Origin of the sequence: Martinezella miluonensis, assembly GCF_900094545.1 — a bacterium.
GTDB classification, from domain to species: domain Bacteria; phylum Pseudomonadota; class Alphaproteobacteria; order Rhizobiales; family Rhizobiaceae; genus Rhizobium; species Rhizobium miluonense.
In genome coordinates, this window is sequence record NZ_FMAH01000088.1 from 1 (window position 1) to 6,468 (window position 6,468).

At 55.6% G+C, this 6,468-nt stretch carries 4 protein-coding genes and 1 pseudogene; 3 read left to right on the forward strand and 2 right to left on the reverse strand.

All coding sequences use genetic code 11. The annotated features are described in order from the left end of the window. Positions 1–615, reverse strand: a pseudogene (locus GA0061102_RS32200) (beta strand repeat-containing protein); the annotation flags it as partial. 899 nt (positions 616–1,514) lie between these two features. On the opposite strand from GA0061102_RS32200, the gene GA0061102_RS32205 reads away from it, so the two are divergent. Genes GA0061102_RS32205 through glf form a run of 3 tightly spaced genes read left to right on the forward strand, consistent with a single transcriptional unit; the run spans position 1,515 to position 6,064 of the window. After that, on the forward strand, positions 1,515–3,569 hold the full coding sequence (locus GA0061102_RS32205) for an O-linked N-acetylglucosamine transferase, SPINDLY family protein (RefSeq protein ID WP_092856778.1): 2,055 nt from the start codon (positions 1,515–1,517) through the stop codon (positions 3,567–3,569). A 29-nt stretch (positions 3,570–3,598) separates the two neighbouring features. After that, on the forward strand, positions 3,599–4,852 hold the full coding sequence (locus GA0061102_RS32210; RefSeq protein ID WP_092856781.1) for a DUF6250 domain-containing protein: 1,254 nt from the start codon (positions 3,599–3,601) through the stop codon (positions 4,850–4,852). Between the two features lie 54 nt (positions 4,853–4,906). Then, complete coding sequence (glf, locus tag GA0061102_RS32215; RefSeq protein ID WP_092856784.1) at positions 4,907–6,064, forward strand: UDP-galactopyranose mutase; 1,158 nt, start codon at positions 4,907–4,909, stop codon at positions 6,062–6,064. A 181-nt stretch (positions 6,065–6,245) separates the two neighbouring features. On the opposite strand, the gene GA0061102_RS32220 is transcribed toward glf, so the two are convergent. Beyond that, positions 6,246–6,468, reverse strand: a 223-nt coding sequence (locus GA0061102_RS32220; RefSeq protein ID WP_280949861.1) for a flagellin, incomplete at its 5' end; no start/stop codon positions are given.

Genomic DNA, 6,468 nt, shown 5'->3' on the forward strand with positions numbered 1-6,468 from the left:
AACCTGCGTCGCATTGAGCGTGCTGACCTGAGCCGTGGTCAAGGCGCCGACCTGCGTCGAGGTGAGCGCATGGAGCTGGGTGGTCTTCAGGGCTGCGACCTGAGCCGTGGTCAGGGCTGCAGCCTGGTCGGACGACAGGACTGCGACGTTGGCGGTCGACAGACCGGCAAGGGCGGCAGTGCTGATGGCGGCAATATCTGCCGTCGAGAAGCCGGCAATGTCAGCCGTCGAAAGCGCACCGATCTGTGCAGAGTTCAAAACGCGAACCTGAGAGGACGTCAGAGCTCCAGCTTGCGACGAGCCAAATCCGCCAATTTGAGCTGCGCTAAGGGCCGCGACTTGTTCCGTGCTCAAGATCTCGATCTTTGTCGAGTCGAGAACAGCCAATTGGCTTAAGTTGAGGCCTTTGATCGCGCTCGCGGATACAGCGCTTATCTGGTCAGTCGTCAGGGTGGCGATATCGTCGGTTCCCAGCGCTGCAATCTGGGATGAGGAAAGCGCCTTGACCTGCGTGGTGCTCATCGCTGCCACATCGCTCGTCGTGAGAGAGGCGATTGTGGTGGTGGTAAGAGATTTGATCTGATTGACAGTCAAGGAAGAAATGATTGAGGTCATTGGTTTGGGGGCCCCTAATGTTAACCTTTAACAGATGCCATTTCTCTGACGCCGACAGCGTGAAAAGAGCGCGCCTATCTCTTGACCGCGGCTTCAGGCGCACCTTGCGACGAAGCACAGACAATTCGGGAGGCAGAAGTCGTCATTGACGCCTGCCGCTCAAGTATCCCGCCGGACGGAAAGAATGTGGTGAGAACATGGCTCGCTGGAGCCGAAGCATAGGAAGGGCTTCATGCATGCAGGGTGAGCAACAACCCTGATTCCTACGCCTGCAACTATATACGTCTCGCTATCGCCGAGCCGCTTCATCAAAATCCCGACTTCAGCACATGCTAATGTTGCATTCATCAGCTCGTGTCTTAACCAAAGGATTAGTGGGCTGCTTTTAATTTCCAGTTAACGAGGCGTCTCTTTTGCTTACGCGCCTCAAAAAACAACTTAAGATATATTTATATGCAACCTCAATCACCGATGGTGCGCGAGGCTAATTAGGTTAATTTAAATAATTATCACAAACATCTTCGATGCTTATTCGAATAACTCAAATAGCATCATGTAATTTTATATACAAAATTTCGCGATCGCCTTTGTAAGCTTGATACATATTGGCAATTATTGAAATTAAGCACCATCGAACTGCGGAATAGGTGATTATTTAATAACGATTTCAGCGAAGAGCGGCGATTTGGAGTGTATAATCTTCTTTATGCCTTTCGGCACCGAGAAATCAACCATCAATTGTTTCATAACAGTAAAATACAATCATAAGAAATTGGATCATTACTGGACTCGCGTAAAATGATGACAAGCCCAAAGCAAGCTAGCATCGGTAAACGAAGTGAGTGCCATTTCAGCCGGCCTCAATTTTGGCCGTAAGATCACTTGTTTGTGGGATGCCTATGCTCGTTAATAATGCAGTCGCCTCGGATATCTCCCCCGTGCTCGGAGAACTGCTGGACAGAGCTCGAAATCAACGCTTGTCGCTGCCCGAATTATTGCAGGTTGTTGAGACCCTGAGCGAGACCGGACAAACAAGGCTGGCAGCTGAGGTTTACAAAGCGTGGATCGCGTTCAACGAGACGCATCCGCTGCTGCACATCGTTTACTTCAATTACTCGGTCACTTTGCGGCAGCTGGGCGATGTGACCGGTGCGATTCATGCGTTGCGGGCCTGCTTGAAAAGTGAGCCGCGTTTCGGGCAAGCGTACGTCAACCTTGGTCGCGCGCTCGAGGATTGCGGCCTTACCAGCCAAGCCGTTCAGCAATGGCGCGGTTATCTGGAAGCCACGAACGAACTCACCGCGGATCGGGCCATTCATCGCTTGATGATTCTCCAGCACGTCGGCCGTGTCCTTGAGAACGCCGGTCTCTACGAAGAGGCGGAGACGGCTTTGTGGCAAGCTATCGAATTGCGGCCAGACAAGACCGAAGCGGCGCAACATTGGACATCGTTGCGGCAACGCCAGTGCAAATGGCCGGCCATGGTCGGATCAGAGCACGTTTCGACCCGTCAATTGCTCGACGCGATGTCTCCCTTGACACTTTCTTGCCACCTCGATGATCCGCTTTTCCAGCTCGCCAAGGCCTATCGCTACTGCAAGTCGCTTGTGGGGCGCCCCGATCTGAGCGGCTTTTCGCGTATTTTACCGCGACAGAAATTCGGAACCGGAGAGCGGCTGCGCGTCGGCTATGTATCGTCTGATTTACGCGATCATGCGGTGGGTTTCGCCCTTCGTGAAGTCTTCGAAACGCACGACAAGAACAGTGTCGAAATCTATGCATATTATTGCGGCGACTCGTCGGCCGAAGATGCCACGCAATCGCGAATCAAGAGCGCCGTCGATTGCTGGCGTGACATCTCCGGCCTCAGCGACCGCGACGCCGCAAGGCAAATCGTCACTGACGAGGTCGACATCCTCATCGACGTCAACGGCTATACAAAGCACGCGCGGACCAAGATCTTCGCCTATCGGCCGGCACCTGTCATCGTCAATTTTTGCGGCTATCCGGGCACCATGGGCAGCCCGTTTCATCAATATATCATCGCCGATGAGCAGATCATTCCGCACGAAAACGAGATTTATTATACGGAAAAGGTACTGCGGATCCCTTGCAATCAACCGATCGATCGCAAGAGGCAGATCGCCGAGCGCCCGCGGCGTGCCGATGTCGGATTGCCGGAAGACGCGTTCATATTCGCCTGCTTCAATGGCATGCAGAAGATCACGGATGCCTGCTTCGCCCGTTGGATGACCATTCTCTCCGAGACGCCCGACAGCGTCCTCTGGCTCCTGACCGGCGGCGAGGATGTCGATCAGCGCCTGAGGCAAGCAGCCGAGCAGCGCGGTGTGGCGCCCGAGCGCCTGATTTTTGCGCCGAAGGCGCCCAACGCCAAGCATCTCGCACGCATTGGACTGGCCGATCTTTTCCTCGACACTTTCCCCTATGGCGCTCATTCCACGGCAGGCGATGCTTTGACGATGGGCCTGCCGGTCCTGACGTTCCCTGGCGACGGTTTCGCGTCGCGGTTCTGTTCGAGCATCGTCTCGGCCGCCGGGGCACGGGATCTGATCTGTGATGGCCCGGCCGACTTCGTCCGGAAGGCCATCGGTTTTGCACGGAACCGTGAAAGCCTGACAAAGATAAGGCATGCCCTGGAGCTTCATCGCGATGCCAGTGTGCTGCGCGACATTCCGGCTCTCGTCCGGCGTCTTGAGCAACTGTACTGGCAAATGCAGAGCGAGTGCGAACGCGGCGAAACGCCGGTACCGGATCTCGGCAATCTCGATCTCTACTATGAGATCGGCGCAGAGCTCATCGCTGAGAACGTCGAGTTCAGCAACGATTTCACCCGTCGCCAGCGCTACACCGAGAAGTTGGCGCAATGGCATGCCTTTTCGCCGATCCCCCATGATAGCCGTTTATGGACGGCAGAGACTGCCAGTGCGTCGTGAGCGGCACCACACCAGAAACCGAGGCTGAAATGGCTCCAGTAATTCTTGTCACATTTGCGGGCAGACAGAAGAGAATGGAAATTCTCACCCGATACATCCAAGCCGCCATGGATGCCGGGATCATAGACGAGTGGCATGTGTGGGATTTCACGCGCTCACAACAGGATCATGAGTGGGTGACGTGCCAATTCGGCCCGATCCGCTATATGGGCTCCGCCGCACTATACCAGTCCGCCGGATCGGCAGCGCCCAACCAGCCGCTTCGCCTTAGCGCCACGATCACCAACGACTTTCACATTGCCATCGTGCCGAATGACGACGGTGACGAATATTTCGAGCTGGTCGTCGGCGGCTGGAGCAATTCGCACTCTGTCTTGCGCAAGCTGCCACGCAGCGCACTCAAGAATTTCGATCGTGACGATGCAGCGACCGTCTGGAGCCGGCCGACGCCAGGCGTCCTGTCTCCGGGCGCCGCAAATCAGATCGTCCTCAACATCGATGCGGCCGGCATTCCCTCACTCCATGTCAACAACGTGGTGATCGGTCAGTGGGCGGATCTCGACTTGTCGGCCGGCGCATCGATCATGGTTCGCGGCGGCTGGGGTGCCGACCTGGAACTGGGTAACGTGCGATCGCGGATACAGCGCTTCGTCGGCAATCCGAACGAGCACATGCCCTATTGGCAAGCCTATGACTTTTACGCAAAACGACTGAGGACATATTCCGACTCGATCTTCCTGAAGTGCGACGACGACATCGTCTACATGGATATCGAGAAGCTCAGCGATTTCATCGAATTCCGGCGCACAAATCCGAAATATGTGCTGGTCTCCGCCAATGTCGTAAACAACGGGGTCTGCGCCCATTGGCAACAGATGGCCGGCTCCATTCCCGAGCAAGTCGGCGAATTCGAGCGGCCGCCGGGCGGATTTGGCGGAAGCCTGTGGCAAAGTGCGGAACGCGCCAACGACCTCCACGACTTTTTCTTGAAGACTGACAGCAAGCATCTTCCTTTGCCGAGCAAAGTGATCGAGTGGAAGGAACGTCAATCGATCAACTTCATCGCATGGCTCGGCAAGGATCTCGTGCACATGGCTTTGCCGAAAGGCGATGATGAACGCGCGCTGACGGTCGACCTGCCGGAGCTTCTCGACAGACCGACGGCGATCTTCTCGGACTTCACGGTCAGCCATCTCAGCTTCGGACCGCAGGAGAATGGCTTGGCCCTCGATCGTTTGATTAACGCCTACGACGAGCTGATGCGCAGCGCGATCGCGGTGTAACGCCCTTTGTCATTTGCGTGGACTTTTTTGAATGAGAAATTGGAGCATCCTGGAATGCGTGCGAGCGAAAGAATCGGCATAGTAGGCGCGGGACTGTCGGGAGCGGTGATCGGAAGGGAACTCGCGCTGGCCGGTCACCAGGTCGAGATCTTTGATGCACGCGACCACATCGCCGGAAACTGCCATACGGAGCGCGACGGTGACACTGGGGTCATGGTGCATGTCTATGGTCCGCACATCTTCCATACCGACGACACGGAGGTCTGGGACTATGTGAATAGCTTCCAGACCTTCAGGCCCTACAAGAACCGTGTGAAGACGACGTCAAAGAGCCAAGTCTATTCCTTGCCAGTCAATCTGCACACGATCAATCAGTTTTTTGGGAAGACCTTCAGGCCGGATGAGGCCCGCGCCTTCATCGAAGTGCAGGCGGATGGATCCATCCACGATCCGCAGACATTCGAAGAACAGGCGCTTCGCTTCGTGGGCAAGGATCTCTATGAAGCCTTCTTCAAGGGATATACCCAAAAGCAGTGGGGCTGCTCGCCAACGGAATTGCCTGCATCCATCCTGAAACGGCTTCCGGTGCGCTTCAACTATGACGACAATTACTTTGCGCACAAATATCAGGGAATGCCTGAAAACGGCTACACTGAAATGGTCGACCGTATTCTCGACCATCCCAACATCAACGTCAGTCTGAAGACGCGGTTTCACCGAACACAGAAGCAGGACTTCGCCCATGTGTTCTATTCCGGCCCGCTCGATGGCTATTTCGATCACGAATTCGGCCCATTGGGATATCGAACACTCGATTTCGAGCGATTCGAATATGATGGCGACTACCAGGGCTGCGCGGTGATGAATTATGGTGACGTGAGCGTGCCCTATACGCGGATCACCGAGCACAAGCACTTCTCGCCCTGGGAAGAACACAAGCGATCAGTCTGCTATCGGGAATTCTCGCGGGAATGCGGCATTGACGACATCCCTTATTATCCAATCCGCCTCGTCGAAGATAAGGAGCAGCTCGCTCAATATGTGCAGCGTGCGAACTTGGAAACATCGATCACCTTTGTCGGGCGGCTCGGCACCTATCGCTATCTCGACATGGATCTGACTATTCGCGAAGCACTTGATACCGCGCGGCTTTACCTTGCCCGGAAGGCGGATAACGAGACCATGCCGGCATACCTACACTCGCCGATCTAACCGCAAAAGAAAGGCAGCGAGCAGACGATCTGGTTTAAGCCGCCAGGATATCGGCGCTGCCATAAAGCAAGCGACGAACAACCATCGCTACGCGGGCCAAAAGAAAACCGCGCCTTCGAGGGAGGGCGCGGTGAAGTTGTCATTGCGTATTTCAGCCGGCGTTAGACGCCGACGCTTCCTATTAGCCGCGGAACAGCGACAGGATCGACTGGCTCGAAGAGTTGGCGATCGAGAGCGACTGGACGGCGAGCTGCTGCTGCGTCTGCAGAGCCGACAGCTTGCTCGATTCCTGTTCCATGTTGGCGTCAACCAGCTTGCCGACGCCCGACTGGATCGAGTCGGACAGCGACGAAGCGAAGCTCGTCTGCAGGCTGATACGGCTGGAGATCGAACCGAGCTTCGAG